This is a genomic window from Pseudomonas sp. NPDC089428 (assembly GCF_044749325.1).
Taxonomy (GTDB): Bacteria; Pseudomonadota; Gammaproteobacteria; order Pseudomonadales; family Pseudomonadaceae; genus Aquipseudomonas.
Genome location: NZ_JBIVHT010000001.1, coordinates 206,054 through 232,384, shown reverse-complemented (window position 1 = coordinate 232,384; position 26,331 = coordinate 206,054). Strand labels below are relative to the sequence as shown.

The window sequence follows — 26,331 nt, the reverse complement described above, 5'->3', positions numbered from 1 at the left end:
TTGAGAATCAATCTCGTTTTGACTACGCTGTTTCTGCATCACGGACGATGCCCCCACCCTACCCTCGAGCAAGGAGCTGTCCATGAGCCGTCTGCTGCTGCCCCTTGAGCACCCCACGCCCTCCAGCGAGCAGGCTGCCGAGCATGAGCGGCTGTACGCACTCAAGCGCCTGCCCCGGCGCGTGCAGCAAGTGTTCCTGCTCAACCGCCTCGATCAGCTGGACTTTGCCAGCATTGCCAAGCGCCTCGACCTCCCGCTGCTCAGCGTCGAACGCAACATGAACCAGGCCCTGCAGGTGGCGCAACCTCCCGGGGATGCGTTGGCCAGTGTCGCGGGGCAATGGTATGTGCGGTTGCAGAGCCCTGACGTGACCTCGTGCGAGCGCATCGATTTTCGCCGTTGGCTGGATGCGGCACCTGCACACCTGCAGGCGTTTCACGATACCGAGCTGCGCTGGCGCAGCCTGCTCGCCCCGGCGCGGGAGCTGGGGCTCGATGGCTGGTATCGGCACGGGCGTGCGGCGATTTCGGTTGGAGGGTGTTCGGCGGCAGTCGGGCTGGGTGTGGCGGCGCTGTTGTTGTTAGGTTACTGGGCCTGAGTTACATATCCACTGGGGCTGCAGCCAACTACGCTTTACGCTCCAAACCTTTCAGATAGACGAGCAAATACCAGCCTGCAAGGCTGGAAGCAATAAAGCCCAGCGCCAGACTCATCGGCAAGCTGCCGCTGATCGAAGCCACCAGCATGCTGGCGCCCCCACCGAATGCAAACAACATCGTATTGTTGAGCGAAGCCGCTGCACCTGCCCGCTCTGGGTGCCGGCCCAGCGCATGGGTTGTTGCAGCTGGCCGAACGATGGTTGTACCGATGGTACAGAGCACCAATGGAAACAGAAGGCTGAAAACTCCAAGCTCATGCACGGTAACAACCAGACATAGAGCAACCCCAGCCAGACCGATGAGAGCAAATCCCCAAGCAACCTGCGCCTGCATCGTCATGCGGCCATTCAGCCAACTGGCAATGAATCCGCCGGCCATGTATGCCAGCCCATAGCCAAGAAAGACCATGGAGAAGGCGAACTCCGTCAGGCCCATCTGTTCGATGAGCAACAAGGGAGACACAACCACAAATGAAAAATGGCTGGCGAACGCCAAGCATGAAAATAGCGAGCTGACCAGAAAAGCGCGATCCTTGAGCAAAATCGGATAGCTACTTAATACGCCTGTAAGACTATTTGCTGTCGGTTTCTCTTGCAGCAATTTCAAGGAAAGCAGCAATACAACAACGGCTAGAACCACAAAGGCCTGAAAACTGCCTTCCCACCCGAAATACTGCTGGAGCACGCTGCCTGCAAGCGGCGACAAGGAAATAAACAAACCACTTGCACTGGTCATCAGGATACGCACCGCATTGCGTTGATGGCCGTTGAATCTATCCTGCACCACGGCCTGGCTAAGCACGAAGCACCCGCATCCCACCGCCTGTAGAAGGCGGAAAACCATGAAACCTTGGTAACTTGTTGTGAGGATGCACCCCAGCGCACCCGCAACGGAAACCACTAGACCAGCTATCAGCAGACGCTTTCGCCCCATTCGGTCAGAAAGCGGACCGATGATGGTTTGCGAAATGGCGACACCGACAGCGAACAGGCTGATCGAATATGCAATGTACTGCGCATCGACACCAAAATCCCGGGCCAACAAAGGCACAGAGGGCAAAATCACATCGAGCGGAAACACGCCCAGAAGACTGATGAGGAGGAGCAATAAAACATAACCGCGAGTGGACTGCGAAGCGTCTGGTCTACTCATCGAGCCAACCCTCATTTTTCAACTGGCGAAAGTAGGATGCATTCGCGAGCAGATCGGTACGCCTTACAGCTTTCAGAGTCAATTGCAAAGTAGAGGCAACCCTACGACGCCAGTTTTGCCTAAGATGATTTACAACACGCTCACGACAAAGCGCTGTATCTTTTGCCTGAAACCTTATAAATGAAATATCTGGACGGCAAAAAATGCGTACCACCACTAACAATGCATTTACAACAAAGTCCCTTTCGGCGGTGGACGCCTGCCCCCACAGCTTGACAAAGCAGTCGGCAAAAAAAACCGAATGTTTGGCCTCATCATGCAAATGGTCTCTCAGCATGCTGAGAACAGGCACGTTCAAGTCATCCTGTCCCAACAGCGATAGCTCACGTGTTATGACGGTCTCAGAAATGAAAGCCATCACAAATAAGGCAAGTTCCTCCCACTTGCCGGAACAGCGAGCCAAAAGCCTACTCAAATGTTTTAAGCGAACAGAACGATACCTTTCCAGCCTATGGTAACCAGCAATTTGCTCGGCCAGATCCTTGGAAAACAGCGCATGGTAACCTTCATCAGCATACAGCTTTAAGACCGCACTACGCTCCCCCACCGAAAAATGCATAGATAACTCGCCATGCACCATGCAGTTGACCGCCTTGTTGACGATAGTCATCTCAAGCTTTGTCGTGTAGTCCAGGAAATACAGCAAATGACTGACATGCAGCTTGCGAATCTTCTGAAGAGGCAAACTTTCTATTCCCGGACACCCCATGAGAGGCATTAAAGCCCTGGAAAACCATAAGCTCGGCTCTGCCCGCAGAAAGTCCTGTCCCGAGAGTTCATATGCATAAGGGCGAGCACGAACGGAACTAGTACTATCCCACGTATCGAAAACCATGACGGCACGAATTACTTCTTTCTGTTGGTTCATTGAAGCGACGCCCCCTAGCATGTCAGCATCCTCAAGCTTTCAGGTGTGGCTTCACCACTGGTGTACCCACAACCCACAAAGAAAAGCACCTGCTCGTGGGCATTTTCCAACTTTAGGAAAGGCTCTATATCTTGTTCGCACAGTGCCCCTGTGAGCCAGGTCCCCAAGCCAAGGGAAGTACTGATAATCTGAAACGTCTGAGCGACATGCCCCACTTCCAGTAGTGCATTTCGATAAGCGCGCGAATGCTCATACTTCCACCATAACTTATCGAACCTGGATGTGAAAAATACGCCAGCGGGCAGATTATTCGCAAAATGCTGCCCCGATAGCATCTGCCCCACTGACGGCACGTCAGTAGATTTGAGAAGCAATCGATGACTGGCGGCATCATAGTAATAGATGCCTTCGTCAAGCCCTTCGACATTTCTCACCAGCACATAGCCTTCAGTTGAATTCAGCCCCCGCCGGATGGGCTGCACCGGCGCTTTCGGAGGGAATCAGGCAACCCACTAGTCACCGGAACTTCGCGGTCATCTACAAATCCCAATGTAAACTGCAAAATTTTCGCCAGCATCTCTAGCCGAAGTGGCACATCAATGAATTCTCTGGTAGTCGAGCGACGATACAAACTTTGCTCGAGTTGCCCTTCGCACGTCTTTCGAGGCAGCAAGATACCCGCTTCACCTCCAACGTGTGCGTAATCTATAGGCAGCGGCCTCGCCCATGCACCGTCACAATGCTCCAAATACAGTTTCGCCCACGCCTCCTCATTTTGAGGTATATCGTCCAGGGGAATATTCTTCGTGCCGAAGTGAAAAATTCTGGACAGCACGTCCCACCCCCAATAGTCCGTTTGTTCTTGAGTAATTTTCACGACCCCCGCCCGAATCAACTCCTGATCAACCATGCAGTTTTGGTCAATGCAATCCTGATTATAAATCAAAAAAATCAATCGCCGCGCATGTGCGACTGACAACTGGTATTGCTTATGCGCCTTGAAATCCCAGCAAATCAGGGATGAGCCGAGCACTACAAAAAAACAATCTTCACTGATCATCATTTCCTCCATTGGCTGACTAAGCGCAGGCCGGCTCTGCGCTTAGTTATCTACCTAAAAGCCTAATCAGACTTTTTTGACCAGATGAGCCAGATTGGCCAGTTTGCGAGATTCAATTTTGATTTCTTTCATCTCAATTCCTCCATTGAGTGCCGCATCATTGCGACGCACTAATAATTAGTCATCAATCCAAGATGCACAAGCTGAATTATTGAAGGAAAACCCTCAACAACTTGTAGGAATTTTCCAGCACTAGCGTTTTTCGAGCTTGGCTCCCGCCATGCATTCCAAACCCCGAAATTCACTGAACAGCAATAATCCGCGGCATTCAGTAGCTGAGCACCATGAAATCCTTGGTGTTTCTCAGCCCATTGAGGCTTGATTATTCAAGTTACAAAGCAACTACTGATCACGATCAAGACAAGCGATCCTGCCCTTCTGCCCACACACCCCACCCTCAAGCGGTGTACAGTACCCCCACAACAAATCCCAAGGAGCCCGCCCATGACCGTGACGCTGTCCCCCCTGCAAATCGACTGCGATTTCGATTCCGGCAACATCCAGGTCCTGGATGCCAGCAACCCGGCCCAGGTGCACCTGGCCATCCGCCCGGACACCCATAGCGGCCACTTCCAGTGGTTCCACTTCAAGGTCAGCGGCCTCACGCCGGGTCAGGTCCATCGCTTCAGCCTGGACAACGCCAGCGAGTCTTCCTACAAGAACGCCTGGAGCGGCTACAACGCCGTGGCCTCCTACGACCAGCAGACCTGGTTCCGCGTGCCGAGCCAGTTCGATGGCAAGGCGCTGTCGTTCGAACTCAAGGCCGAGCAGGGGCAAGTCTGGTTCGCCTACTTCGAGCCCTACCCGCGCGCGCGCCACAACCAGCTGATCGAGCGGGCCCAGCAGATCCCGGGCGTCGAGTTGCTGGCCCACGGGCGCAGCGTGCAAGGCCGGGATATTCCGCTGCTGCGTGCCGGCGATGGCGCTACAGGCAAGCGCAAGCTGTGGCTGATCGCCCAGCAGCACCCAGGCGAGCACATGGCCGAGTGGTTCATGGAGGGGGTGATCGACCGGCTGCAAGGCAATGACCCGACGGTTCAGAAACTGCTGGAAAAGGCCGACCTGTACCTGATCCCGAACATGAACCCGGATGGCGCCTTCCTCGGCCACCTGCGCACCAACTTCAAAGGCAAGGACCTGAACCGGGCCTGGCAGGATGCCAGTGTCGAACTCAGCCCGGAGGTGTTCTTCGCCCAGGCGCAGATGAAGCAGTACGGTGTGGATGCGTTCATCGATGTGCATGGCGATGAGGAAATTCCCCATGTGTTCACGGCGGCCTGCGAGGGTAACCCGGGGTATACGCCACGGCTGGCCAAGCTGGAAGAACAGTTCCGCACGACCTTGTGCAGTGTGACCAAGGATTTCCAGACGAAGCATGGCTATACCCGGGACGAGCCAGGTCAGGCGAATACCACGCTGGCGTGCAATGCCGTGGGCATGGCGTATGACTGCCTGTCGCTGACCCTGGAGATGCCGTTCAAGGACCATGACGATGCGCCGGAACCAGTGGCCGAATGGTCGGGGGCGCGGTCCAAGGCCTTGGCCGGCGCGGTGCTGGAGACCTTGCTGAAGATGGTTGGCGATCTGCGCTGAGCAGGCCCGCCCTCTTCGCGGGCAAGCCAGCTTTCACAGGATCGCCACAGCCTCGAACATTGTGCAATTTCTGTGGCAGCGAGCTTGCCCGCGAAAGGGCCGATACCGGATTGCACTGTCAGAACTGCACATCCAGAATCACATTGTCGAGGTAACTCGCCGCCGGCGGTGTGGCCTGGTCGGTGTAGACCTTGGCGTTGTAGTTGAACAGCTGGCTGCCCGTCCCGGTGCCGTTGCCGGGGTTCACATCGGCATCGCTGCTCGAGCGCCTGGCAGTGGTCAGCGAGCCCCAGCGCACGGTACTGGCACTCTTGAAGATGTCATAGGCCAGGTAGTTGCCCGCCGCCGACTTCATCCGCCGCCGCCCGCCCGACACGTTCTCCCCATCATTCAGGCCCACCGTGTAGGCACTACCCTTGGTGCACGACAGGGTCACGCTCTGGCTCACCGTGCCGAACCCGGCCACCACCGGCGCGCTGGCGAAGCTGATGTTGGGCGTGGTGATCTGGCAGTCGTTGGTCACGGTCAAGGTAACGACCAGCGTCTGGCTACCTGAACCGATGTCACGCCCAAGACAGATGGCTCCAACACCGATGCCGGAGCAATAGTCCCAGCTCCAGGCCACATTCAATGTTTCCGTATACACCCCGGCAGCGACGTTGCTGCCTATGATCGTGCGCATGTACAGCGGGACGGTCTTGGGCGTGCTGCTGCCGAGCAGGCCAAGGAGATCGAGGATGCTGTTGCGGGCGAAGTCGAAGGCCACGCCTCGGGTGATCGGGTAGCTGGTGCTGTTGGTGGCGTACAGGGTGTAACTGATGATATCCCCGGTGGGGCCGACCAGGCCGCTGGTGGTTGAGGTGATGGTGGCGTAGACGTGGTCGGTGGAGGTCAGCACGCTCAGCAGCGAGCCGGTGCATTGCAGGCCTGAGTTGGTGGTCGAGGCCGCCTGGCTCGTGGTCCGCACCAGTGTCGAATTGACACTGCCAAAGCTCGCCGGGGCAGTGGCCACCGACGAGCACAAGGCCCAGGCTGAGCCGGTGGGCAACAACAGCAAGGCACAACACAAGCGCTTCATCGGCACACCAGCGGGCCAATCAACGGCACCGAACCTTGCGCATCGGGCAAGTCGAACTCGACCTGGCATTGCCCTCCTCCTTCCACCATCACGTGCAGGCGGTTATGTGGCGACAGGTTCTCCAGGTACACCAGGCCGTCCCAACCGACCACGGCCTGGCTGCCGCTCTCCTGGTGGCTGACCCTGCTGCCAAGCTTCAGCGGCTGTTGATTGGCGTCTACCAGCTCGATGCTTGCCGCCAGCACCCGCTTGAGCGGGAACTCCAGCAGGTAGCCGCTGCCACGGCGCACCGCCACCCGTTGCTCGACCTCAGCCGCCAGCACATCGGGCGGCAAGCCCATCGGGTCGATTTCATATTTGCCACGGTAGTAGCCGCTGCTATACGGCACCAGCAAGTGGCCGCTGCGGTCGGTGCGGCCGATTTCCTGGTTTTCGTAGCGCACCGGCACGTCGGCGTAGCCGCTGGTGCTGACCACCACGAAGGCATCGTCGATGCGGTTGGCAGCGAATACCCCGGCGTCCATCCACACCAGCGAGCCACTGGCGTCGGCCCAGCGGGTCATCTCGCCGCTGCTGCCGTACACGCCAGCCTGCAACTGCACAGCCTGCAGGCGCCAGGTCAGGTCGGCCTGGCGGTAGGCATCGCGGTCGCCACCGCCAGCGTAGCCAAGGTTGTAGCCGACGCCGCCACCCACCGGCACAGCGCGGCTGTAGTTGACCCGCTGCAGGCTCTCGCCGTCCTTGCTGCGTTCTGTACTCACCGCCAGGGTGCTGCCGAAGTCGAACGGGATCACCACCTGCGCCTGCACCGCCCAGTTGCTGTCGCCAACCTCACGGTTGGCCGACAGGTACAGGCTGCTGTTGCCCCACAGCGGCTTGCTCCAGCTCAGGTTGATCAGCCGGGTGCGGGTGCCATCACCGGCGCGAACGTCGAAATAGCCGGCGCCCACGCTGCCGTACTGGTTGAGGTTGACGCTCAGGGTCACCTGCTCGCTGCGCTGGCTCAGCTGCATGTCGGGCGTGTCGACCCGGGTCAGGTCGGCATACTCGCCATGACGTTGCAGACGCTGATAGTTGAAACCGAAACGCTGGCTGTTGTACTGGTAGCCGAGGGCGACCTGGTGGCCCTTCTCGCCATCGAACTGGCTCTGCGCCACGGCCGCATTGAGCACACCGAACGTGCCCAGGCGCATGTTGCCGCCCAGGCCACCGAGCAGCAGCGACTCGGCGGTCTCGACATGGGTTTCCAGGGTGAAGTTGTCGCTGATGCCGTGGCGCAGGCTGGCCGAGGCAACACCGGGACCGTAGCCGAAATCTTCCACGGCATAGTCGCGGCGCAGGCTGCCGGCGGCCATCGAGAAGTCCGACAGGCCTTTTTGTAGCAGGCTGCTGGTGACGTAGAACGGCAAGGTCGTGGATACCTGCCGGCCAAGAGCGTCGGTGGTCACCACCACCGCCTCGCCAGCACCGTTGATGAACGGCACGTTGGTCAGGGTGTATGGGCCTGGCTGCAGCTCGGCGGTACTGGACTTGTAGCCATTGATGAACAGATCCAGCGAGGTTGGCACTGCCGCCTCCCCGGCAAAGGCCGGCAAGGGGTAGGTCACCAGGTCCGGACGCGCGCCAAAGTCACGCGACAGCTGTAGGCCGCCGACCCGCACCGAGCTGGTCCAGGGTAATGCCCCAGTGACGAAGTCGCCGGCCTCGTAGGTCAGCAGGCGTTGCTCGTCGGTGAACCGCCAGGTGGTGTCGTAGCGCAGGAAACCCTGGTGGCTTTCGTCGCGCTGCGCACCATTGAACGACTGGCGCCACTGGCCGGTGCTCGAGAACGTGCCCCAGCTGTCGAACAGGCGTAGCTCGTTCCATGCCGCCAGGTAGGCGCCGCCATCATCGGTATCGTTGAGGTACACGTCGTAGTTGAACAAGGCGCCGAAACTGCTGCGCGCCTCGCTGGCAGGGTACAGGCCGCGGTCACCGACCTGCTGGTCCGGCAGCCAGGCCGGTGGCACTTGCAGCAGCAAGCGCTGGTTCTGGCTGTCGTAATCGGTGTGCAAACCTGCCACATCGTCCAATGCCACTTCACCCTGCGGGTCGCCCGGCAGCTTGACGCCCAGGCCGCGCAGCACTTCGCTGTCCAGGAACAAGCGCCCGGCACGCTGCTGCACCGGCACCAGCTCAGCCCTGGGCATCTGGTTCACCAGCAGGTCGAGGTACAGCGTGGCATCGGCGACAGCGGGGGTTTCGCTGGGCGGTGGTGGCAGGTCGTCGGCCAGCGCAAGGCAGGGGCCGAACAAGGTCAGCCCCAGGCACCAGCGGCGCGAAGCCCGCGATAGCCATCTCACGCACGGACTCCGACCATTGCCAGGTCCTCCATGGCCCTTGCCCTTCATTCAGCAGCGGGCTCATTGCCCCTGCCGGATCGCTTCAGCCGTTTCCTGGCCGTTCACCCTCCCCTTGATCACGCTGCCAGCGTTTGGCGTAACCGGTGCCGGCCAGCGCATGCTGGCACCGGGCAACACATAACCGAGCAAGCCTTCGGCCAAGGGCTTGGCCTGGCCGCCGTGCTGCACCACCACATCGGTCAGGCGCGCATGTACCGGGCCGGTATTGCGCATTTCCACATAGGGCTTGCCCTGTACCGTCACCGGGCGCCAGCTGAGTTGCGGCTTGCCGACGCCTTCGGCGTTGCGCTGGCTTTGCGGGTCAGCCTTGCCCCACAGCCCTTCGCCGTAGACGAACAGCGGCACCGAATAGCGCATCTGCAGGCGAATCGCCGCCGTGGTGCCCTGATTGCCGGCATCAACGGGCAATGGCGAGGGGATTTCGTCGATGATGATGCGGTAGGCCTGCTCCTGGCCGACCGGCGAGCTGCCCGTGCGGGTCAGGCGGATCAGCTGCTTCTGCCCTGGGGGAATGTTGGCCACCGGCGGGCTGCCGATGATTTCGCGTTGGGCCTGGAACTGTTCCTGGTAGTCGCCCTGGCGCCAGGCGAACACCCGTACCTGCAAGCTGGCAGGGGCTGTGCCGCGGTTTTCCAGCCACAGTGCGCCGGCTTTCTGGTCAGCCTCCAATACGGGGTCGATCGGCCAGATCAGCACCGAGGTGGCTGCCCCTGCCGGCAGGCTCGCCAAGAGCAACAAACCGGTCAAACCTTGCGCCCACTTCGCGCCTACCCCCATGCCACTCTCCTTGGTTTCTTTTTCTTGGGTGCTGGTGTACTCACCAACTCACCGATACTTGCACCACATCGGTGTAGGTCCCGGCCGGCAAGGTGCCTGGCAACTGGGTACGGCCATACACCGGCAACTTGATGGCCGTGGCGTCGGTGTAGCTCACCGTCACGCTCTGGCCGATCCCCAAGACCTGGCTGTAGGCCGCGTCCTGGTACAACTGGTAGGCCAGCACTTGCGTGCCGCCCGTGCGCTTGAGGTTGCGTGTACCACTGGCGCTGTTCTGGCCGCCGTCCAGGCTCATGCTCATGGCCACGCCTGGCGTGCACTGGAAGGTCACCGTGGTCCCCCCCAGCGAGGTACTGAGGGTGCTGGTGGACAGCGCCGACTGGGTGCCGAAATCGAGCACGCCATAGCTGGTCACACCGCCCACCACCAGGCAGCCGGCGACAATCTGCGCGCTCACCTGGAAGGTGCTGCTGGTGGCTGCATCCAGCGACGGCGTCAGCAACACGCCGAACCCCGCCAGGCAGCCGCCGAGCCAGGCACGCATGCAGGCGCACATGGCTCAGAACGACAGCTCGACAGCCACCGTGTCGGTGTACGTCCCCGCCGGCAGGCCGGCCTTGCCACGCGCCTGGCCATACAGGTTGACGGTCTGCGCCACGCCAGTGCTGGTCGGCAGGGTGATGGTGCCGTCAATGGCCAGCAACGTGGTGCGCCCGGCATCGGTGTAGAAGTCGTAGGGCACGAAATTGCCGGCGCCGTCGGCCAGCGCACGCGTGCCGCCAGTGGACTGGCCGTCGTGGGACCCGGCGCGCACGCGGATCGCCGGTACCGTGCCGGCCGAACAGAGGATGCTCATGGCACCGCCGCCGCCACCCAGCACCTGGGCGTTGGCGGTGGTGAACAGGGCATCGGTGCTACCGAAGTTGAGGTTACCGAAGTTCAACCCGGTCGTGCCGCTGGCGCCATTGACCTGGCAAGCCGAGGTCAGGGTCAGGGTCGAGGAGATGGTCCCGGTCACCGTGGCGGCCTGGGCATGAGCGGCCATGGTCAAGCCAAGGCCGGCGAGCATGCAGCGGGTGAAAGTCGTTCGCATCGGAGTCTCCTTGCGTCGTTTACCAGTCCAGGGTCACTCTCAGGGTGTCGCGGTACAGCCCGGCCGGCAGCGCGCGCGGTTGCGCCACGACCACGCCGTAGATGGGCACAGGGACCTGCTCGGTACTGCTGATGGTGAAAGCTCTGGCCTGGCCGATGCCGTAGCGGCTGTTGCCACCAGGGTCGACCGCCAGTTGATAAGGGATCATCTCGCGGCCGTTACTCAGCCGACGCACACCATCGTCGCCATTCAGGCCACCGTTGATGCGCACGTTGAATGCCCGCACCTGGGGCGTGCAGCTGATCTGCAGGCTGCCCTGGCCACCCGCCTCGTCGACCCGGGTGCGCAGCGGCGTGTCCCAGTTCGGGCCACGCTGACCGAAATCCATCAGCCCGGGGTTGCCCAGGGTGGCGGGCGGCTGGTCGCCACTGTCGATCTGGCAGGCGGCACTGATCACCAGGCGGGCCTGGATGAAACCGGTGGTGGTGCCATGCGCAACACCACTGGGCAACAGCAGCGGGCCGAGACTGAGCAGCAGGATCGAAGTGCGGTTCATGGCATGACGTCCTTATGCATGGCGGCCTCGCTACCAGGTAACCGTGATCTTGAGCAGGTCGGCGTACTGCCCTGCCTGAGGCATCCAGGCCAGCCTGTCGATTCGCGCGTAGAGCGGCAGCTCGACCGAGCCGCTGCTCGGCACACGTGCGGCATGGGGCTCACCGACCACAACGGGCTCGCGCCAGGCCGCATCGCGGAACAACCGATAGGGAATCGGCCTGGCATTGGCGTCTTTGCTGGCGAGGAAACGCAGTTCGCCAACACCCCCGTGCTGGCCACCATCGACGCGTACCTGATAAGGCGTGTCGGGGTTGCATTCCAGGCGCGGCGGGCGTTGGCTGAGCAATACGCCACTCAATGGCGCATCCGGGCCGTCCAGACGAGCGACAGCCCCCAGGTCGATCCGACCCAGGGCCTGGGCGCCTGCGTCACGCGGCTGGGTGACCAGCATGCAACCACGCTGCACCAGCACCCGCACCTCGACCAGGAAGTCCGCTGCCACGGCACTGCCGCTCAACAACAGGCCAAACAGCGCGGCCACAAAGCGTTCCGTCACTGGCTGTTCCTTGTTCTTCTATCGTGAATTTCAGCGTAGCAGCAGGTGGCCGAACCGTGATGGCGGGGTGCCATTCTTTTGTGCTAACGACAAAGCGCTAGCGTACCGGCAAGAAATTTCACAACCCAGGCGAACCCCTGGGCCTCCCATGCCTCCAATGGCCATAGGCCGGTAAAGTGGCCAATATTCTGTTACGGTGCCTGGCAGCCAACCGCCGGCAGCAGATGCTCGCGGCAGGCATGGAACAACATGACAGGAGCGTTTCCATTGATGACTGCAGACAACGCGCTCGCCGCAGCCGTGGAGCGCTGTGCCCAGGAGCCAATCCAGATACCCGGCAGCATTCAGCCCCATGGCTTTCTGCTGGTGCTGGATGAGTGCGACCTGCGCATCCTCCAGGCCAGCGAAAACGTCGAACGCTGGCTGGGCGTTCCCGCGCGGGAGCTGATCGGCTGCACCTTCGCCGACGTGGTCAGCGAAAGCTTCGACTTGCGCACCCAGCTCGAACGGTTGCCGGGCGAAGAAGCATTCCCCTTTCATATCGGCGACGTGCGCTTGCGCCAAGGCGCCCCCTTTGGCGGAACACTGCGCCTGCTGACCCATCGCCACGACCAGGTGCTGATCGCCGAATTCGAACCCTTGCGCCCGCCCACCGATCTGGCCGACCAGGGCGACTACTACCCGTTGGTGCGCGGCTTCGTCAGCAGCCTGCACAATGCCGACAGCCTCGAAGAGCTGCTGCAGCAGTGCGTGGTACAGGTCAAGCGGGTCACCGGCTTCGGTCGGGTCAAGGCCTACCGCTTCGATGCCGAGGGCAACGGCAAGGTACTGGCCGAACTCGCCGATGCCGGTTACCCGCGCTACCTTGGCCTGTGTTTCCCGGCATCGGACATCCCGCGCCAGGCCCGCGACCTGTACCGGGTCAACCGCATCCGCGTGATCGAAGATGCCAATTACCAGGCCTCCCCGCTGCTGCCGGCGATCAACCCGCGCACCGGCAAACCCTTGGACATGAGTTTCGCCGCCCTGCGCAGCGTGTCGCCGGTGCACCTGCAGTACATGCGCAACATGGGCACCCTGGCGTCGATGTCGCTGTCGATCGTAGTCGATGGCCAGCTCTGGGGCCTGATCTCCTGCCACCACGCGCAGCCACACGCGGTCGAGCTGCGCACCCGCACCGCCTGCGAACTGCTGGCCAGCGTGTTGTCACTGCAGATCGAAAGCCGCGAGTCCCACGCCAGGACCCGGCAGCTGCTCGACTTGCGCCAGCACATCGTGCGCATGATTTCGTCGATGGCCGACCACGACAGTGTCAGCGACGGCCTGCTCGCCCTGCCCGAGGTGCTGCTGGCGTTTGCCGATGCCAGCGGTGCAGCGGTGATTTCTGCCGAACGCTGCGACCTGATCGGCCAGACACCACCGGCCGCACAAGTCACTGCACTGGTGCACTGGCTGACCCGGCATGGCGATGAGACGGTGTTCCACAGCGACAACCTGCGCCGTGACATCGATGAGCTGCCAGAGCTCGCGGCCCATGCCGGCGGCGTGCTGGCGGTGGCCATCTCGCAAATCCATTCGCACTACCTGCTGTGGTTCCGCCCGGAGCAGGTGCGCACGGTCAACTGGGCCGGGCGGCCAGACAAGGAAATCGGCCCCCAGGGCGCGCTCAACCCACGGCACAGCTTCGAAACCTGGCAGGAACAGGTGGGTGGCTATTGCGAGCCATGGGACCCGCTGATCATCGAAGGTGTGGTCGAACTGCGCACGGCGGTGCTCGGTATCGTCCTGCGCAAGGCCGAGGAGCTGGCGCAGCTGGCCAATGAACTGCGCCGCTCGAACAAGGAGCTCGAGGCCTTTTCCTACAGTGTGTCCCACGACCTGCGAGCGCCCCTGCGGCACATCGCCGGCTACTCCGAGCTGCTCGGCGAAATCGAAGGGCACGGCCTGAGCGAGCGCGGTCGACGTTTCCTGCAGCACATCGAAGAGGCCGCGAGTTTCGCCGGCAGCCTGGTCGACAACCTGCTCAATTTCTCGCAGATGGGCCGCTCGGCGCTGCGCCTGTCGGATGTCGACCTCAATGCACTGGTCGATACCATCCGCCAGGAGCTGGCGCCCGACTACCAGGGCCGCGAAATCGTCTGGGACATCGCGCCGCTGCCCAAGGTGATCGCCGACCCGGCGTTCATCAACATGGCCTTGCACAACCTGATCGCCAACGCCATCAAGTACACCCGTGGCCGTGAACCGGCCCGCATCACGATCCGCGCCCGGCAGCACCCGGGTGAGACCGAGGTGAGTATCCGCGACAATGGTGTAGGCTTCGACATGGCCTACGCCAACAAGCTGTTCGGGGTATTCCAGCGCCTGCACCGCATGGAAGACTTCGAAGGCACCGGGATCGGCCTGGCCAGTGTGCGGCGGATCATCGAGCGCCATGATGGCCGGGTCTGGGCCGAAGGCCAGGTCGATCATGGCGCCAGCTTCCACTTCACGCTACCCCGTCACCCTGCCACTACCTGAGGCCCCGTATCAACATGCTCAAGCCTATCCTTCTGGTCGAAGACAACCCCCGGGACCTCGAACTGACGCTCCTGGCCTTGGAACGCAGCCAGTTGGCCAACGAAGTGATCGTCTTGCGGGACGGCGCCGATGCCCTCGACTACCTGCTGCGGCGCAACGCTTACGCCAATCGCGACGATGGCAACCCGGCGGTCTTGTTGCTGGACCTGAAACTGCCCAAGGTCGACGGCCTGGAAGTGCTCAAGGAAGTGCGCGCCACCGCAGAACTGCGCAGCATCCCAACGGTGATGCTGACCTCATCACGTGAAGAGCCTGACCTGCTGCGCGCCTATGAACTGGGAGTCAATGCCTACGTGGTCAAGCCGGTGGAGTTCAAGGAATTCGTCGCGGCGATTTCCGACCTCGGCGTGTTCTGGGCTGTGCTCAACGAGCCGCCACCCGGCTCGCTGCGCCTGAACCGGCGCGGCAGCAACTGAGGCCCACGCAAAGATGTTGCCGACACCGCTCAAATTATTGATGGTCGAAGACAGCTCGATGGACGCCGAGCTGACCCTGATGTGCCTGGAGCGCAGCGGGTTGCAGGTGCAGTCGCAGCTGGTGTTCGACCACGTCGGGTTCGAACATGCCCTGCATCAGGGCAGTTTCGACCTGATCCTGTGCGATTGCGTGTTGCCGGGCTCCTCCGGCACCGACGTGCTGGCCATCGCCCAGCGCCTGGCACCGGATACCCCGTTCATCTTTCTCTCGGGCATCTATGGCGAAGAACATGCGGTGGAAATGATCCGCCTGGGCGCCACCGATTACGTGCTGAAGAAGAACCTGCCGCTGCTGCCCAAGGCCGTGCGCCGGGCCCTCACCGAAGTGCAGGAGCGCCAGCGCCGGCGCCGTGCGGAGGAGGCCCTGGCCGATGTCGAAGCGCGCGCGCGCATTGCCATCAATGCCGCCGGCATGGGCACCTGGGACTTTCGCCCGCAGCAGGGCCAACTGATCTGGGACGACCGCTGCAAGATCCTGTTCGGCTTGCCGGTCGATACCGAGATGAATCTGCAGGTGTTCTATGCCGGCATCTACCCCGACGACCTGCCGAAGGTACGCGAAGCCGTCGAGCAAGCCATGCGCACGGACAGTGACGGCCTCTACCGGGTCGAGTTCCGCATCGCCCAACCCAACGGCCTGGAGCCGCGCTGGTTGCTCAGTAGCGGCCAGTCACAGTTCGTCGACGGCCAGTGCACGCGTTTTACCGGCGTACTGCAGGACATCCATACTCAGCGCCAGGCAACCCAGGCGCTCAGGCAGCTCAACGAGATGCTCGGCGAACGGGTCGAGCGCCGTACCCGTGAGCGCGACCGCGCCTGGGAGCTGTCCCAGGACTTGCTAGCGGTGCTCAACAAGGACCTGACCCCGGTAGCCCTCAACCCGGCCTGGGAGGCCAGCCTGGGTTTTTCCCGCGAGCGCCTGAGCCAGACTTCGCTGCTGCACCTGCTGCCCGAGACGGATCAGCAAGCCTTGCTCACCGAGCTGGCCGCCCTCGCCCACGGTCGCAGCAGCGCACGCTTCGTCGGCCGCATCCAGCATGCCAGCGGCCAGTTGCGCTGGCTGTCCTGGGTGGTGGTGCCGGAAGACACCCTGCTCTACGTAGTGGCGCGGGATATCACCAGCGAGCGGGAAACCGCCCTCGGCCTGGCCGAAGCCAATACCCGCCTGCGTGAACAGATCACCGAGCGCGAGCGCATCGAGGCGGCGCTGCAGCAGATGCAGCGGCTGGAGGCCGTCGGCCAGCTCACCGCCGGGGTCGCCCACGACTTCAACAACCTGCTCACCGTGATCCTCACCGGCGCCAGCTTCCTTGAACGCGACCTGGCCAAGGGTGACCTGGACAAGGCCCGCAGCCGCCTGACGCACATCCGCGAAGCCGGTGACCGCGGCGCCAAGCTGACCTCGCAGCTGCTTGCCTTCTCCCGTCGCCAGCGCCTGGAGCCGGTGCCGCTGAACCTGAACCGCACCCTCACCGGCCTGGAAGAACTGCTACGCCGTACCCTTGGCGGCAACATCCTGGTGCGCCTGGACCTGGACCACAGCCTGTGGCAGGCGCTGACCGACCCGACCCAGACCGAAATGATCATCCTCAACCTGGCAATCAACGCCCGCGACGCCATGCCCGAAGGCGGCCAGCTGACCCTGTCGACCCGCAACACGCGCATCAAGGCCCGCCCGCAGCGCCCGGAAGACCCCGACCCCGGCGAGTACGTGATGCTGAGCATCCGTGACACCGGCTGCGGCATGAGTGAAGAGGTGCTGGTCAAGGTGTTCGAGCCGTTCTTCACCACCAAGGACATCGGCAAAGGCTCGGGCCTGGGCCTGGCCCAGGTGTTCGGTTTCGCCAAGCAGTCCGGCGGCGGTGTGCGCATCGATACCGAGCCTGGGCATGGTACCCAGGTGGCGGTGTACTTGCCGGCGGTGAAGCAGGAAGTCGCCATCGACCCTGCCCCGCCGCCCGCCATCCATTCGATCGATGACAGTGGCCGGGACCGTACGGTACTGCTGGTGGATGACGATCATCTGGTACGTGACCTGCTCGGTGACGTGCTGCGCCAGTATGGCTACCAGGTACGCCAGGCGCACAACGGGGAGCAGGCGCTGGCTCTGCTGGACGACAGTATCGACCTGCTGCTGACCGACTTTGCCATGCCTGAATTCAACGGCGGGCAACTGGCCCTGGCGGCGCGCGAGCGGCACCCGCGCTTGCCGGTGGTGTTTCTGACCGGCTATGCGGAGCTGGAAGGGCTGGAACTGCCAGGGAGCCTGGTGGTGCAGAAGCCGGTGCAAGCGGAAGAACTGGCCAGGGTGTTGAATGAACTGCTGCGGGTGCCAGGATAGATCAACTGTGCCTGCACTGGCCTCTCGCGGGTAAATCGGAGCGCCGAACCGCCGCTCCCACAGGTACTGCACTGCCCTCAAGGGCGGTGTTTTCCTTGTGGGAGCAACTGTCTTGCTCAATTTCCAGAATCTGGCGCGATCCCTGTGGGAGCGGCGATTCGGCGCCCCGACTTACCCGCGAAGAGGCCAGCGCAGGAAACAGAAACGGCAAAATCCAGCGCCGACGTTCATCTGCACTGAAAAAGGAATTTGGTATTTGAAGAGAGAAAATGGCAGGGGCGGCTGGATTCGAACCAACGCATGGCAGGATCAAAACCTGCTGCCTTACCGCTTGGCGACGCCCCTGTATCGGATGCAGCTGATGCTGCTCTGACAATTCCAACTGAGTGACAACTGGGTTGTTGTCTTGGAATGCGCGGCACTTTAACAACAAAGTTTCGGTCTGTGAAGCCCCCATGTGAAAAAAAATGCTTTAAAACAGCAAGTTAGTGTTCGAGGGCCGTTTTCACGGGCCAGCATGGCAACCATCCGTCGTTTTTTCACCGCTGCGCTTCAACACAATCGCATTCCTCCCTTCCAATCAGTAAAGCGAACTGCATTGACCAAGGAGGACCCCATGCCCGTTTCCCACGACCTCTACCAGGACCTGCACTACCCGCGCGAAATCGTTCAGCAGCGCCGCCAGCAGGACAAGGCCCTCGACCGCCTGCTCGACGAGTACATGGACATCGACAACCAGGTGCTGGCCGCCGAATCGATTTCGGCAGGCAATTTCGTCGACGAGGACCTGCGCCATCTCAAGGAACGCCGGTTGGCCGTGAAGTACATGATCGAGCGCCAACTGGAGCGCAAGGCCTGAGCTAATGCTCCAGCAGCGCCAGGGTGCGCATGTCCGGTTCACCGCCGTAGAACTGCAGCAGGCCAAGCTTGAACAGCGGATGGTCAGGCGCCGCCTGGCTGAACAGTGTCAGGCAAGAGCGCAGCTTGAGATCGTCGGGGCTGCCCAGGATCTCACGGGCGCTCTTGTCGCTGTGCTGCACCAAGGCAGTCACACAGGCTTCCAGCCTTGGCCCCAGCACAGGATGAGCGAGGTAGGCGCGCGCCTCGTCGATGCCGGACAAGGCATAGCGCTCGGCCATGATGCTGTGGCCCAGGCCGTCCAGCTGCGGGAACACGTACCACATCCAGTGGCTGCGCTTGCGCCCGGCCTGCAGCTCCTGCATGACCTGGTCGTAAACGCGGTCCTGTGCATCGACGAAACGCTCCAGCTCGAAATCGGCAGGCATGGCCGCTGCTCCTCTGTTTTGCACTCCTCCAGCCTACGCCTGTTCGCTCGACCTATCTCGCCAGCCGATCATTGCCCGGCACTTTATCTATTAGTCAAAATGCCCCACCTGGGGCAAGCTGCACGCTGCCCTGCCTTTGCCCAAGGAGCTTAGCTTTTGTCTGCCTGGATCCCTTCCCCGCTGCGCCAGCTCGGCCAGCGCTTGCGCGGCACGTCGTCCAACCAGAGCGAACTGCTCAGCTGGTTCGAGGACAAGGCCCACAGCCGCGGCTATCAGCTCAGCGAGGGCCAGCGCCGGGTCATCGACAGCATGGCCGCGCAGCTTGCACAACTGGAGGGTGGCCAGCCTCGCAGCCTCTACCTGTACGGCTCGGTCGGCCGTGGCAAGAGCTGGTTGCTGGATGGCTTTTTCCAGGCGGTACCCGTAGCGGCCAAGCGGCGCCTGCACTTCCACGACTTTTTCGCCCGCCTGCACCAGGGCATGCACCAGCACCGCCTGCTGGACGATGCGCTGGGCGCGACCCTCGATGAGCTGCTGGGCGACTGCCAAGTGCTGTGCTTCGACGAGTTCCATGTGCATGACATCGGCGATGCCATGCTGCTGACCCGGCTGTTCAATGCCCTGTTCGCCCGCGGCATCTTCCTGCTGGTGACGTCCAACTACGCGCCAGAAGGGTTGCTGCCCAACCCGCTGTACCACGAGCGCTTCCTGCCGGTGATCCGCCTGATCAACCGCGCGATGGACGTGCTCGAAGTGGGTGGCGACACGGATTTTCGCAGCCTGCCGGCCAACCGCGAGCACCAGCGTTTCACCCAGGGGCACTATGTGTGGCCGGGCAATGCGGCCCAGCGCCAGGCGCTGAACGTGCCGGATGAGCAGCCGGTGGTGCTGGAGGTGAACAAGCGCCCGTTGCGCGCCTTGGCCATCGATGGCCGGCGGGTGGTGCTGGCCTTTGACGACCTTTGCGAAAAGGCCACGGCAGTGATCGACTACCTGGTGCTGGCCGGGCAGTACGACGAGTGGATCATCGATGGGCTGGATGATCTGGCGCAATGCTCGCTGGCGGCGCAGCAGCGCTTCGTCAACCTGGTGGATGTGCTGTATGACCAGGATCGGCAGGTGACCGTGATCGGCAGGCGGCCACTGGAAGAAAGCCTCGGTGGGCCGTTGGCCGACCTGATGCGTACCCGTAGCAGGTTGGGGCAGTTACACCAGATCGGGCCTGACAACACTATTGCCTGATCGGGCCTCTTCGCGGCTAAAGCCGCTCCTACAGGTACAGCGCTGTCCTTGTAGGAGCGGCTTTAGCCGCGAAGAGGCCGGAACAGGTCAACCCATCAGCCAGCCCTGGGCAGGTCCGCCAGCACCGCCTCGATTTCCCCCAGCACCGCTGGGTCATCCAGGGTCGAAGGCGGCACATAAGCCTGCCCGTCGGCAATCTTGCGCAGCACCGCCCGCAGGATTTTCCCAGACCGTGTCTTGGGCAGCCGCTTTACCAAGCGCACCCGGTTGAAGCACGCCAGCGCGCCGATCTCCTCACGCACACTGCCCACCAGGTCCACCAGCAACTGCGCCTCGGCGATACCCTCGCCATCCTTGAGCACCACCAGCGCCAGCGGCACCTGGCCCTTGATCTCGTCATGCACACCAATCACCGCGCACTCGGCCACCGCCGGGTGGCGTGCGACCAGGTCTTCCATCTCGCCCGTGGACAGGCGGTGCCCGGAGACGTTTATCACGTCATCGGTGCGGCCCATGATGTAGACGAAGCCCTCTTCATCCAGGTAGCCGCCGTCACCGGTGTGGTAATAGCCCGGGTAAGTCTGCAGGTAGGCCTGCAGGTAGCGTTCATGGTCGCCCCACAAGGTCTGGCTGCAGCCTGGCGGCAGCGGCAGGGCGATGACGATGGCGCCTTGCTGGTCAGGACCGAGCAGGTGCCCGTCATCATCCAGCACGCGCACGTGATAACCCGGCACCGCGCGGTTGCTCGAACCTGGCCGCGCCGCACTGCCCGCCAGCCCCACGCATGGCGCGGTCACCGGCCAGCCGGTTTCGGTCTGCCACCAATGGTCGTGCACCGGTTTGCCAGTCACCCGCTCCAACCACTGATGGGTGCTGGAATCGAGCTTTTCCCCGGCCAGGAACAGCTGGCGCAGCGAGCTCAGGTCATGCTTGCGGATCAGCTCGCCATCCGGGTCTTCCTTGCGGATCGCACGCATCGCGGTCGGCGCGCAGAACAAGGCGTTGACCTTGTACTGCTCGACCACCCGCCAGTACGCCGAGGCGTCCGGCGTGCGGATCGGCTTGCCCTCATAGAACACCGTGGTGCACCCGCTCATCAGTGGCCCGTAGACGATCAGCGAATGGCCGACCACCCAGCCGACATCGGAAATGCCCCACCACACATCGCCAGCCTGCATACCGTAGATATGACGCATCGCATAACAAAGCGCGACGGCGTTGCCACCATTTTCACGGACGATGCCCTTGGGTTTGCCGGTGGTACCGGAGGTGTACATGATGTACAGCGGGTCGCCGGCCTCCAGCGCCACGGGTGCCACCGGTTCGGCATCGGCCAAGGCCTGCTGCCAGTCCAGGTCACGGCCTGGCTGCAGCTGCGCGCGGGCCTGGGGCCTTTGCAGCACCAGCACCTGGCGAGGTTGATGGCGGGCCGCCTGCAGGGCGCGGTCGACCAGCGGCTTGTACTCGATCACCCGGTCGAACTCCAGGCCGCAGGACGCAGTGAGCAACAGCGTCGGCCGGGCATCGTCGATGCGCAGCGCCAGTTCGTTGGCGGCAAAGCCGCCGAACACCACCGAATGCACCGCACCGATCCGCGCACAGGCGAGCATGGCCATGGCCGCCTGGGGCACCATCGGCATGTAGATGATCACCCCGTCGCCCTTGCCCACGCCCAGTTGCCGCAGCAGGCCGGCCAGGCGTGCCACTTCGTCGCGCAGCTGGTTGTAGGTGAATGCTTGTTGGGCACCGGTCACTGGCGAGTCGTAGATCAGCGCCAGTTGCTCGCCACGGCCCAGTTCGATCTGCCGATCAAGGGCCAGGTAACAGCTGTTCAGCTGGCCGTCGGCGAACCAGCGGTGAGTGCCGTCGGGGTTATCCTGCAGGGTCAGGGAAGGCTTGCGGTACCAGGCCAGGGATTCGGCCTGTTCGGCCCAGAAGGCAGCAGGGTCGGCAATGGATTGGGCATAGCTGTGCTGGTAGGTCATGGTGGTGAAAACCCGGTACTTGTTGTTATTGAAGGGCGAATAATGAGTATGGCCCGCCACACCGGGGCCGCCATGGGACTAAAGTCACAACGGACCTGCAAATTTGCAGACAGGGCAAAAGTGCCCCACAACAGTGCAAAGCCTCTAGAATAGGCGCCCCTCCCCGCCACAGAGCAGCTCATGGACATCGATCAGGCCCGAACCTTCCTGGAAATCGTGCGTTGCGGCAGCCTGGTCGCCGCCGCCGAACGCCTGTTCGTGTCGCAGACCGCCATCACCGCCCGCGTGCAACGCCTGGAGCAGCAACTGGGCTGCCAGTTGTTCGTGCGCAGCCGCAACGGTGCCAGCCTGACCAGTGATGGCGAAGCCTTCGTCAGCTACGCCAACCAGCTGGTGCAGACCTGGGAAGCGGCACGCCGCGACCTGCCGCTGCCCGAAGGCTGCCAGCAGGTGCTGCATGTGGGCGCGGAAGTGAGCCTGGGCAACCCGATGCTGCTCGACTGGGTCGGCGCCTTGCACCGCGAGCTGCCCAGCCATGCCATCCGCAGCGAGGTGAGCGATGGCGAGTCGTTGCTGCGCAAGGTGGAGATGGGCCTGCTCGACGCCGCACTGGTGTACCAGCCGATCTACGGCCCAGGGCTGCAGGTGGAGCAACTGATGGAAGAAAAGCTGATTCGTGTGCGCCGGGTCGAGCAGCCCGAGCCGTACATCTACATCGACTGGGGCGAAGCTTTCCGCCGCCAGCATGACGCTGCCCTGCCCGACTGCGCTCGCCCGGCGCTGAGTTTCAACCTCGGGCCGTTGGCCCTGCAGTTCATCCTCGACCAGGGCGGTAGCGGGTATTTCCGTACCCGCGTGGTGCAGGCCTACCTGGAAAGCGGCGTTTTCGAGCGGGTGCCACAAGCGCCGGAATTCACCTACCCGACCTACCTGGTCTACCCGCGCAAGCGCGACAGTGATGCCTTGCAGCAGGCCATCGCGGTGCTGCGCCGGCTGGTGGCGGCCGGCGCCAGCGATTGGTCACAACGCTGGGACCCGGTTATCTGAAGCACTGCCAGCGGCACTGAGCAACTGGCGCTTGAGGCCGGCGACCAGGTCGGTCTGGGTGACCACACCCACCAGCTGGTCACCGTCGAGTACCGGCAGGCAGTGCAAGCCCTGCTCGCACAGCAGCGGCAACAGGCGCTCCAGTGGATGCTGGCTGCTGACACTGACCACTCGCCGGTTCATGACCTGCTCCATGCGCACCACCTTGCGGCCGAACAGGCCACGCCAGCTGAACTGGCCGCGCTGCATGGCCGGGCCGACCAGGTCGCTGAGGCTGACGATACCCACCAGCTTGCCCTGCCGCAGCACCGGCAAGGTTTTCAGGTGGTGGCTGGCGAGCATTTTCCAGGCCTGCTCCAGGGTGGTCTGCGGCGAGGCGAACTGCACGTCACGGGACATCACCGCCCCGGCAGTGATGCCGCCGAGGCTGCGTTGCAAGGCGTGCTGCTCGGTAGCGAGGATGATGCGTTCCAGCTCGTCGCGGGTGACGTCGACAAATTCACCCAGCTCTTCCAGCGCCTGGTCCAGATCGGTGCCGCTGATGCCGACGCGCTCGCTGGGCAGCGGGTCGTGGGTATGGTGCAGGTCCTTGCGCGGCGCCGCGCCCTTGGGGTAGCGCACACCGGTCAGGCGGTTGTAGATCACCGCCACGCCTACCAGGATCAGCGCATTGAGCAATACCGGCTCCAGCAGGTGGTCGCCCATGGCCGTCAGCCCTGGGTCGGCCAGCACCGCGCTCACCGCCACGCCACCACCCGGCGGGTGCAGGCAGCGCAGCAGGCACATGACCAGGATCGAGATGCCCAAGGCCGCAGCGGCCACCCATAATTCAGCGCCCAAGCCCTGGCGCATGGCCAGGCCGACCGCACCGGCCAGCGCATAGCTGCCGAGCACTGGCCACGGCTGCGCCAACGGCCCGGAATGCACGGCAAACACCAGCACCGCCGAGGCGGCCAACGGGCCAAGCAGGTGCAGGGCAATGCCCGGGCCATAGGCCAGGCTGGTCAGCCAACCAGCGAGCAGCAGGCCTAGCAACGCGCCGACACCGGCACGCAACCATTCTTTGGGGGGGATATTCAGGGGCGCTGGCAACAACCGCTGCAAACGACGCTCGGAACGCATGGCAGACATACAAGTAATCAGGATCTGTAGTTTTTTTGATTAAAAAGAAAGCCCAGTCGAAGTGGCCTGGGCCTCGTATTGCGGCTGCAATATCACAAGGGGCTCCGTCCGTGGAGAGATGGAAACCGCAGGGTTTCGTGGGGGAATTGTGCCGGCCGGCGGAAGATTGGGCTAATTCAAAAAAATGCGGCTGTACTGCAATTTTTTTGCAGTGCCGAGAGGGTCGGGGGCGCTTTACGCCCCATTCGCGGGGCAAGCCCGCTCCCACAGGATGATCACCAGCCTCCAAGTGTGCGCTGCACTTGTGGGAGCGGGCTTGCCCCGCGAATGGGCCGCGAAGCGGCCCCGGCATTACCGAGCCTTGCGCGGTAACTCGATGCTTACCCGCAATCCGCCCCAGGCACTTTCCAACAACGCCAGGCGCCCGCCCCAAGCCTCGACGATATCGCGCACGATCCCCAGCCCCAGCCCATGCCCATCAACCTGTTCATCCAGCCGCGAGCCGCGCTCCAGCACCTGCAGCCGCTGGCTTTCAGGAATCCCAGGACCATCGTCATCGACCCACAACCGATAGCCCTCGGTGGTCAGCGCAATCCCCAGCCGCACTTCGCTGTCGGCCCACTTGCAGGCGTTGTCCAACAGGTTGCCGAGCAGCTCCAGCACATCTTCACGGTCCCACGGCAACAGCAGCCCCGGCGGCACATCGCGCTCGAGCAGCAGGCCTTCGCCATGGATCATGCCCAAGGTCGCGAGCAAGCCCGGCAGCTCGGCATCGCAATCGAACTGCGCCCCAGGCAAGGCATCGCCTGCCAGGCGCGCTCGGTTCAGCTCACGGGCCAGGCGCTGCTGGATCTGCTCCAGCTGTTCACGCAACTGCGCCTGCACTTCTGGGAGGGCTTTCAAGCGCTCGCTGGACGCCAGGCTGAGCAGCACCGCCAGCGGTGTCTTAAGCGCATGGCCGAGGTTGCCCAGGGCATTGCGCGAGCGGCGCAGGCTGTCTTCGGTGTGGCTGAGCAAGTGGTTGATCTGGCCCACAAGGGGCGCCAGCTCGCTGGGCACCTGGGCATCGAGCTGCGAGCGCTGGCCTTGCTGCAGCTGGGCGATCTGCTGGCGCGCGCGTTCCAGCGGGCGCAACGAGCGGGTGACGGTGATGCGCTGCAGCACCAGCACGATCAGCAACGCCACCAGGCCCATGCCCAGGCCGAACTGCTGCAGCCGACGAAAGCCCTCGCGCACGGGCGAGTAGTCTTGCGCCACGCTGATCGAGATGTTCTGCCCCAGGCGCCGGTAATCGGCGCGCAAGGCCAGCAGTTGCTGCCCTTCCGGGCCCAGCTCGTGGCTATCGGACAACCCCGGCGCGGCCGGCTTGGGCATGTCCAGGTCCCACAGCGAACGCGAGCGCCAGGTGCCCTGGTCGAAATCGATACGGAAGTAGTAGCCCGAAAAAGGCCGCTGATAGGCGGCGGAAATGCGCCGCTCATCCAGCTGCAGGCCATTCGGCCCGCGCACCAATGCCACCAGCAGGTTCTCGCTTTCCTTGCGCAGGCCGTTTTCCAGGTAACGCTGCAAGCCCGCTTCGAACAGCCACAGCGTGAGCTGTGCGAGCACCACCCCGACCACCACCAGCACGGCGACCAGGCCCAGGCTCAGGCGCGCCTGGATCGACTTCATCCGCCGCTCCCGGCGTAGATGTAGCCTTGCCCGCGGCGTGTCTCGATGACACTGCGCCCCAGCTTGCGCCGCAGGTGGTTGACGTGCACTTCCAGCACGTTGGAATCGCGCTCGGTCTCGCCGTCGTACAGGTGCTCGGCCAGGTGGCTCTTGGACAGGATCTGCTGCGGGTGCAGCATGAAGTAGCGCAACAGGCGAAACTCCGCAGCCGTAAGCTGGACATCGACGCCGTCGCGGCTCACGCACTGGCGGCTTTCATCCAGGTGCAGGCCTGCCGCTTCCAGGGTTGGCTGGTTGGCCAGGCCCCGGGCGCGACGTAGCAACGCCTGAATGCGCAGCTGCAGTTCCTCGGGGTGGAATGGCTTGCTCAGGTAATCGTCGGCACCGGCTTTCAGGCCTTCGATGCGTTCGGCCCACGACCCCCGCGCCGTGAGGATCAGCACCGGCGTGACCAGGCCGCCGGCACGCCACTGCGCCAGCACTTCCAGGCCCGGCAAGCCCGGCAGGCCGAGGTCGAGAATGATCAGGTCATAGGGTTCGCTCTGGCCCTGGTACACCGCATCACGGCCATCGGCCAGCCAGTCCACGGCATAGCCCTGGCGCTGCAGGCTGGTGGTCAGTTCGTCGGCCAGGGGCACATTGTCTTCGACAAGCAGCAGGCGCAT

24 protein-coding genes and 1 tRNA gene are annotated in these 26,331 nt (G+C 62.9%); 8 read left to right on the top strand and 17 right to left on the bottom strand.

Features of this window, described 5'->3' with window-relative positions; all coding sequences use genetic code 11:
• Positions 1-82 precede the first annotated feature (82 nt).
• Positions 83-598 carry a DUF4880 domain-containing protein gene (locus ACIPZ5_RS01265; protein WP_400806112.1) on the top strand — a complete coding sequence of 172 codons (516 nt, stop codon included), beginning with the start codon at positions 83-85 and terminating at the stop codon, positions 596-598.
• 28 nt (positions 599-626) lie between these two features.
• On the opposite strand, the gene ACIPZ5_RS01260 is transcribed toward ACIPZ5_RS01265, so the two are convergent.
• From ACIPZ5_RS01260 to ACIPZ5_RS01245, 4 genes are read right to left on the bottom strand one after another with little or no spacing between them, the layout of a single operon-like run.
• The gene (locus ACIPZ5_RS01260) at positions 627-1,811 is read right to left on the bottom strand and encodes an MFS transporter (protein ID WP_400806111.1); all 1,185 of its coding nucleotides are present in this window, start codon (positions 1,809-1,811) and stop codon (positions 627-629) included.
• Positions 1,804-2,739, bottom strand: a complete 936-nt coding sequence (locus ACIPZ5_RS01255; protein ID WP_400806108.1) for a diiron oxygenase — start codon at positions 2,737-2,739, stop codon at positions 1,804-1,806. Before ACIPZ5_RS01255 ends, ACIPZ5_RS01260 begins: the two co-directional genes overlap by 8 nt.
• Before the next feature lie 14 nt (positions 2,740-2,753).
• Positions 2,754-3,173, bottom strand: coding sequence for a SagB/ThcOx family dehydrogenase (locus ACIPZ5_RS01250; protein WP_400806106.1), 420 nt, complete (start codon positions 3,171-3,173; stop codon positions 2,754-2,756).
• Positions 3,174-3,196: 23 nt separating this feature from the next.
• Entirely contained in the window at positions 3,197-3,799 is a 603-nt protein-coding gene (locus ACIPZ5_RS01245; RefSeq protein WP_400806103.1) for a hypothetical protein, read from the bottom strand.
• 504 nt (positions 3,800-4,303) lie between these two features.
• On the opposite strand from ACIPZ5_RS01245, the gene ACIPZ5_RS01240 reads away from it, so the two are divergent.
• A complete protein-coding gene (locus tag ACIPZ5_RS01240) occupies positions 4,304-5,452 on the top strand; it encodes a M14-type cytosolic carboxypeptidase (RefSeq protein WP_343597329.1) in 1,149 nt (382 codons plus the stop codon).
• Positions 5,453-5,570: 118 nt separating this feature from the next.
• On the opposite strand, the gene ACIPZ5_RS01235 is transcribed toward ACIPZ5_RS01240, so the two are convergent.
• The 7 genes from ACIPZ5_RS01235 to ACIPZ5_RS01205 are packed head-to-tail and all read right to left on the bottom strand — an operon-like array spanning position 5,571 to position 11,916.
• Positions 5,571-6,530 carry a spore coat U domain-containing protein gene (locus ACIPZ5_RS01235; RefSeq protein WP_343597327.1) on the bottom strand — a complete coding sequence of 320 codons (960 nt, stop codon included), beginning with the start codon at positions 6,528-6,530 and terminating at the stop codon, positions 5,571-5,573.
• Complete coding sequence (locus tag ACIPZ5_RS01230; RefSeq protein ID WP_400806101.1) at positions 6,527-8,920, bottom strand: fimbria/pilus outer membrane usher protein; 2,394 nt, start codon at positions 8,918-8,920, stop codon at positions 6,527-6,529. The genes ACIPZ5_RS01235 and ACIPZ5_RS01230 overlap by 4 nt, the downstream gene beginning before the upstream one ends.
• A gap of 12 nt (positions 8,921-8,932) precedes the next feature.
• A complete protein-coding gene (locus ACIPZ5_RS01225) occupies positions 8,933-9,709 on the bottom strand; it encodes a molecular chaperone (protein WP_261940822.1) in 777 nt (258 codons plus the stop codon).
• Between the two features lie 40 nt (positions 9,710-9,749).
• Positions 9,750-10,253 carry a spore coat U domain-containing protein gene (locus tag ACIPZ5_RS01220; protein ID WP_343597323.1) on the bottom strand — a complete coding sequence of 168 codons (504 nt, stop codon included), beginning with the start codon at positions 10,251-10,253 and terminating at the stop codon, positions 9,750-9,752.
• Between the two features lie 15 nt (positions 10,254-10,268).
• Complete coding sequence (locus ACIPZ5_RS01215; RefSeq protein ID WP_261940824.1) at positions 10,269-10,802, bottom strand: spore coat U domain-containing protein; 534 nt, start codon at positions 10,800-10,802, stop codon at positions 10,269-10,271.
• Positions 10,803-10,821: 19 nt separating this feature from the next.
• Entirely contained in the window at positions 10,822-11,358 is a 537-nt protein-coding gene (locus ACIPZ5_RS01210; protein ID WP_261940825.1) for a spore coat U domain-containing protein, read from the bottom strand.
• 30 nt (positions 11,359-11,388) lie between these two features.
• A complete protein-coding gene (locus tag ACIPZ5_RS01205; RefSeq protein WP_261940826.1) occupies positions 11,389-11,916 on the bottom strand; it encodes a spore coat U domain-containing protein in 528 nt (175 codons plus the stop codon).
• Positions 11,917-12,186: 270 nt separating this feature from the next.
• Between ACIPZ5_RS01205 and ACIPZ5_RS01200 the strand changes: the two genes are divergently transcribed.
• From ACIPZ5_RS01200 to ACIPZ5_RS01190, 3 genes are read left to right on the top strand one after another with little or no spacing between them, the layout of a single operon-like run.
• Complete coding sequence (locus tag ACIPZ5_RS01200; RefSeq protein ID WP_400806097.1) at positions 12,187-14,436, top strand: ATP-binding protein; 2,250 nt, start codon at positions 12,187-12,189, stop codon at positions 14,434-14,436.
• Positions 14,437-14,450: 14 nt separating this feature from the next.
• Positions 14,451-14,912, top strand: a complete 462-nt coding sequence (locus tag ACIPZ5_RS01195; protein ID WP_079227241.1) for a response regulator — start codon at positions 14,451-14,453, stop codon at positions 14,910-14,912.
• A 13-nt stretch (positions 14,913-14,925) separates the two neighbouring features.
• Positions 14,926-17,313 carry a response regulator gene (locus ACIPZ5_RS01190; RefSeq protein ID WP_343597316.1) on the top strand — a complete coding sequence of 796 codons (2,388 nt, stop codon included), beginning with the start codon at positions 14,926-14,928 and terminating at the stop codon, positions 17,311-17,313.
• Between the two features lie 270 nt (positions 17,314-17,583).
• On the opposite strand, the gene ACIPZ5_RS01185 is transcribed toward ACIPZ5_RS01190, so the two are convergent.
• Positions 17,584-17,658 (bottom strand) — tRNA-Gln (locus ACIPZ5_RS01185).
• 271 nt (positions 17,659-17,929) lie between these two features.
• On the opposite strand from ACIPZ5_RS01185, the gene ACIPZ5_RS01180 reads away from it, so the two are divergent.
• Positions 17,930-18,172 carry a hypothetical protein gene (locus tag ACIPZ5_RS01180; protein ID WP_012271609.1) on the top strand — a complete coding sequence of 81 codons (243 nt, stop codon included), beginning with the start codon at positions 17,930-17,932 and terminating at the stop codon, positions 18,170-18,172.
• 1 nt (position 18,173) lies between these two features.
• Here the strand turns inward: ACIPZ5_RS01180 and ACIPZ5_RS01175 are convergent, their stop codons facing one another.
• Positions 18,174-18,599, bottom strand: a complete 426-nt coding sequence (locus ACIPZ5_RS01175; protein WP_343597313.1) for a DUF1810 domain-containing protein — start codon at positions 18,597-18,599, stop codon at positions 18,174-18,176.
• A 156-nt stretch (positions 18,600-18,755) separates the two neighbouring features.
• On the opposite strand from ACIPZ5_RS01175, the gene zapE reads away from it, so the two are divergent.
• Entirely contained in the window at positions 18,756-19,841 is a 1,086-nt protein-coding gene (gene zapE / locus ACIPZ5_RS01170; protein WP_400806092.1) for a cell division protein ZapE, read from the top strand.
• A 95-nt stretch (positions 19,842-19,936) separates the two neighbouring features.
• Here zapE and ACIPZ5_RS01165 read toward each other — a convergent pair whose 3' ends face one another.
• On the bottom strand, positions 19,937-21,826 hold the full coding sequence (locus tag ACIPZ5_RS01165; RefSeq protein WP_400806089.1) for a propionyl-CoA synthetase: 1,890 nt from the start codon (positions 21,824-21,826) through the stop codon (positions 19,937-19,939).
• 180 nt (positions 21,827-22,006) lie between these two features.
• Between ACIPZ5_RS01165 and ACIPZ5_RS01160 the strand changes: the two genes are divergently transcribed.
• Complete coding sequence (locus ACIPZ5_RS01160) at positions 22,007-22,873, top strand: LysR family transcriptional regulator (RefSeq protein WP_261940832.1); 867 nt, start codon at positions 22,007-22,009, stop codon at positions 22,871-22,873.
• Here the strand turns inward: ACIPZ5_RS01160 and ACIPZ5_RS01155 are convergent.
• From ACIPZ5_RS01155 to ACIPZ5_RS01145, 3 genes are all read right to left on the bottom strand, one after another.
• Complete coding sequence (locus ACIPZ5_RS01155; RefSeq protein ID WP_400806087.1) at positions 22,847-24,004, bottom strand: HPP family protein; 1,158 nt, start codon at positions 24,002-24,004, stop codon at positions 22,847-22,849. The genes ACIPZ5_RS01160 and ACIPZ5_RS01155 overlap by 27 nt on opposite strands.
• 342 nt (positions 24,005-24,346) lie before the next feature.
• Positions 24,347-25,666 carry a sensor histidine kinase gene (locus tag ACIPZ5_RS01150; protein WP_400806084.1) on the bottom strand — a complete coding sequence of 440 codons (1,320 nt, stop codon included), beginning with the start codon at positions 25,664-25,666 and terminating at the stop codon, positions 24,347-24,349.
• Positions 25,663-26,331 carry a response regulator transcription factor gene (locus ACIPZ5_RS01145; RefSeq protein ID WP_261940835.1) on the bottom strand — a complete coding sequence of 223 codons (669 nt, stop codon included), beginning with the start codon at positions 26,329-26,331 and terminating at the stop codon, positions 25,663-25,665. The genes ACIPZ5_RS01150 and ACIPZ5_RS01145 overlap by 4 nt, the downstream gene beginning before the upstream one ends.

Excerpts from the sequence above, each read along its gene's own strand:
- ACIPZ5_RS01265 (WP_400806112.1), top strand. The coding sequence starts at position 83 with ATGAGCCGTCTGCTGCTGCCCCTTGAGCACCCCACGCCCTCCAGCGAG.
- ACIPZ5_RS01260 (WP_400806111.1), bottom strand. The coding sequence starts at position 1,811 with ATGAGTAGACCAGACGCTTCGCAGTCCACTCGCGGTTATGTTTTATTG.
- ACIPZ5_RS01255 (WP_400806108.1), bottom strand. The coding sequence starts at position 2,739 with ATGAACCAACAGAAAGAAGTAATTCGTGCCGTCATGGTTTTCGATACG.
- ACIPZ5_RS01245 (WP_400806103.1), bottom strand. The coding sequence starts at position 3,799 with ATGATCAGTGAAGATTGTTTTTTTGTAGTGCTCGGCTCATCCCTGATT.
- ACIPZ5_RS01240 (WP_343597329.1), top strand. The coding sequence starts at position 4,304 with ATGACCGTGACGCTGTCCCCCCTGCAAATCGACTGCGATTTCGATTCC.
- ACIPZ5_RS01235 (WP_343597327.1), bottom strand. The coding sequence starts at position 6,530 with ATGAAGCGCTTGTGTTGTGCCTTGCTGTTGTTGCCCACCGGCTCAGCC.
- ACIPZ5_RS01230 (WP_400806101.1), bottom strand. The coding sequence starts at position 8,920 with ATGAAGGGCAAGGGCCATGGAGGACCTGGCAATGGTCGGAGTCCGTGC.
- ACIPZ5_RS01225 (WP_261940822.1), bottom strand. The coding sequence starts at position 9,709 with ATGGGGGTAGGCGCGAAGTGGGCGCAAGGTTTGACCGGTTTGTTGCTC.
- ACIPZ5_RS01220 (WP_343597323.1), bottom strand. The coding sequence starts at position 10,253 with ATGCGTGCCTGGCTCGGCGGCTGCCTGGCGGGGTTCGGCGTGTTGCTG.
- ACIPZ5_RS01215 (WP_261940824.1), bottom strand. The coding sequence starts at position 10,802 with ATGCGAACGACTTTCACCCGCTGCATGCTCGCCGGCCTTGGCTTGACC.
- ACIPZ5_RS01210 (WP_261940825.1), bottom strand. The coding sequence starts at position 11,358 with ATGAACCGCACTTCGATCCTGCTGCTCAGTCTCGGCCCGCTGCTGTTG.
- ACIPZ5_RS01200 (WP_400806097.1), top strand. The coding sequence starts at position 12,187 with ATGACTGCAGACAACGCGCTCGCCGCAGCCGTGGAGCGCTGTGCCCAG.
- ACIPZ5_RS01195 (WP_079227241.1), top strand. The coding sequence starts at position 14,451 with ATGCTCAAGCCTATCCTTCTGGTCGAAGACAACCCCCGGGACCTCGAA.
- ACIPZ5_RS01190 (WP_343597316.1), top strand. The coding sequence starts at position 14,926 with ATGTTGCCGACACCGCTCAAATTATTGATGGTCGAAGACAGCTCGATG.
- ACIPZ5_RS01180 (WP_012271609.1), top strand. The coding sequence starts at position 17,930 with ATGCCCGTTTCCCACGACCTCTACCAGGACCTGCACTACCCGCGCGAA.
- ACIPZ5_RS01175 (WP_343597313.1), bottom strand. The coding sequence starts at position 18,599 with ATGCCTGCCGATTTCGAGCTGGAGCGTTTCGTCGATGCACAGGACCGC.
- ACIPZ5_RS01165 (WP_400806089.1), bottom strand. The coding sequence starts at position 21,826 with ATGACCTACCAGCACAGCTATGCCCAATCCATTGCCGACCCTGCTGCC.
- ACIPZ5_RS01160 (WP_261940832.1), top strand. The coding sequence starts at position 22,007 with ATGGACATCGATCAGGCCCGAACCTTCCTGGAAATCGTGCGTTGCGGC.
- ACIPZ5_RS01155 (WP_400806087.1), bottom strand. The coding sequence starts at position 24,004 with ATGTCTGCCATGCGTTCCGAGCGTCGTTTGCAGCGGTTGTTGCCAGCG.
- ACIPZ5_RS01150 (WP_400806084.1), bottom strand. The coding sequence starts at position 25,666 with ATGAAGTCGATCCAGGCGCGCCTGAGCCTGGGCCTGGTCGCCGTGCTG.
- ACIPZ5_RS01145 (WP_261940835.1), bottom strand. The coding sequence starts at position 26,331 with ATGCGCCTGCTGCTTGTCGAAGACAATGTGCCCCTGGCCGACGAACTG.